Origin of the sequence: Marinimicrobium sp. UBA4509, assembly GCF_002388575.1 — a bacterium.
GTDB lineage: Bacteria > Pseudomonadota > Gammaproteobacteria > Pseudomonadales > Cellvibrionaceae > Marinimicrobium > Marinimicrobium koreense.
On the sequence record NZ_DGMV01000044.1, the window covers coordinates 7,238 to 8,972 of the forward strand.

Sequence of the window (1,735 nt, forward strand, 5' to 3'; positions counted from 1 at the left end):
GGCGACCATTGAGTACCACCGCAAACGGCAGGCCGGCCCCGCCGAACTCGCGCAAATAACGTTTCAGGCGCTCATCAGGCCGCGTTAGGTCAGCGCGCAGTGTGATAGCATTAACCTCACGGACAGCTCGGACCACACGCCGATCACGATAAACGGTCTGTTCGAGCACTTTGCAATTGATGCACCAATCAGCTGTAAATTCAATCAGCACCGGTCGTTGTGCCGTCCGCGCATCGCTCAGTGCCTCATCCGTCAGAGGCTCCCAGGCCAAGGTATCGGTTGCGACACGACCCGGCTGCGGCCACGCCGCGAGTCCCGTGACCACAGTCCCGACCAATACTACCGCCGGAACCAAGCGCGCGCGGAGGTCAGGTCCGACCCATAGTGCGCGCATCAGCCAGAAGGTAAGCACCGTCACCCAGATTATCCACAGCAACCGTCCCACACCATCCGGGAACACGGTAGCCGCAAAGAACACTGCCCCGGCCAGCAATACCAGCCCCAGGAATTGCTGGATGCGAAGCAACCAGGCACCGCCACGGGGTATCCTTGCGATCAGGCCAGGGCGGACCAGCAGGACTAGGTAGGGAAGTGCCAGACCCGTGCCAACCGCCAGGAAAAGCGCCACGATAGCAGCCGGCGACTGGGTCAGAGCGAATGCCAATACGCCGCCCAGAAAAGGCCCGGTGCAGGGAGTAGACAGCACGGCCGCCAACAAGCCGGCGAAGTACGGCTCGGCGTAGCCCGCCCCCCGGACCCGGTAAGCCCACTGTGGAGGCTGAAACCCGCGCCCAGCCAGGCTCCAAACACCCAGACCGGCGAGCACGACAGCGAGCATCATCCGGAATGAAGCCGAGTGAAACAGGGCACCCCAGGTCCAGTTCAACCAGGCGGTAGCCACCGCCAGTGCTCCAAAAAATGTCAGTGTTCCAGCCAGCAGTGCTGCCCCCGCCAACAGGCGTCGCCCGGGACGATCGCCAACCACTCGACCGATACTGCGCAATTTAATCGGCAGCGCTGGCAGTACGCAGGGGGTAAGATTAAGCAGCATACCGGCCGCCGTGGCCAGCAACAGGTACTGCCAGAGGCTCATAACTGAGCCTCCATTTTCCGTTTAGTCACAGTGCAAAGAATAGAGGGCACAAGACGACTCTTCGTAAGTTTTTAGAAATCACTCAAAGTCCCGGTACAGGGTCTCCAGCCGAAAGGGCGCGGGCAACCACGCCCCTAACAGCGGGTTACGCTCAAACCTCAACGGTTCGGCTGCTTGGTCACTCGGAGGTAAGGCTTGACGGCCTTCCATCCGTCCGGGAAGTGGCGCTTGGCCTCATCATCTGACAGCGTGGGCAGGATGATCACATCGTCGCCGTTGCGCCAATTCACCGGTGTGGCGACTTTGTACCCGTCGGTCAACTGGATCGAGTCGATCACCCGCAAGATTTCGTCGAAATTGCGGCCCGCACTTTTCGGGTAGGTCAGCGTCATCCGTATTTTCTTGTTCGGGTCGATCAAAAATACCGATCGCACGGTCGAGCTATCACCCTCACCGGAATGCAGCATGTCGTAAAGCTGCGAGACCCTTCTGTCTTCATCCCCGATAATCGGGAAATTGACGGCATGACCTTGGGTCTCCTCGATATCGCCGCACCACGCTTTATGATCTTCCACCGGATCCACCGAAATGGCGATCACTTTGCAGTTGCGCTTAGCAAATTCGTCTTTTAGTCTGGCGGTT

At 59.4% G+C, this 1,735-nt stretch carries 2 protein-coding genes; both read right to left on the reverse strand.

All coding sequences use genetic code 11. The features are described from left to right. Positions 1 to 1,072 (reverse strand): protein-disulfide reductase DsbD family protein (locus B3520_RS06710; protein WP_286875731.1); only part of this gene is annotated, 1,072 nt, incomplete at its 3' end. Positions 1,073 to 1,251: 179 nt separating this feature from the next. Continuing rightward, the coding region (locus B3520_RS06715) for a redoxin domain-containing protein (protein WP_286875733.1) at positions 1,252 to 1,735 on the reverse strand (484 nt) is incomplete at its 5' end.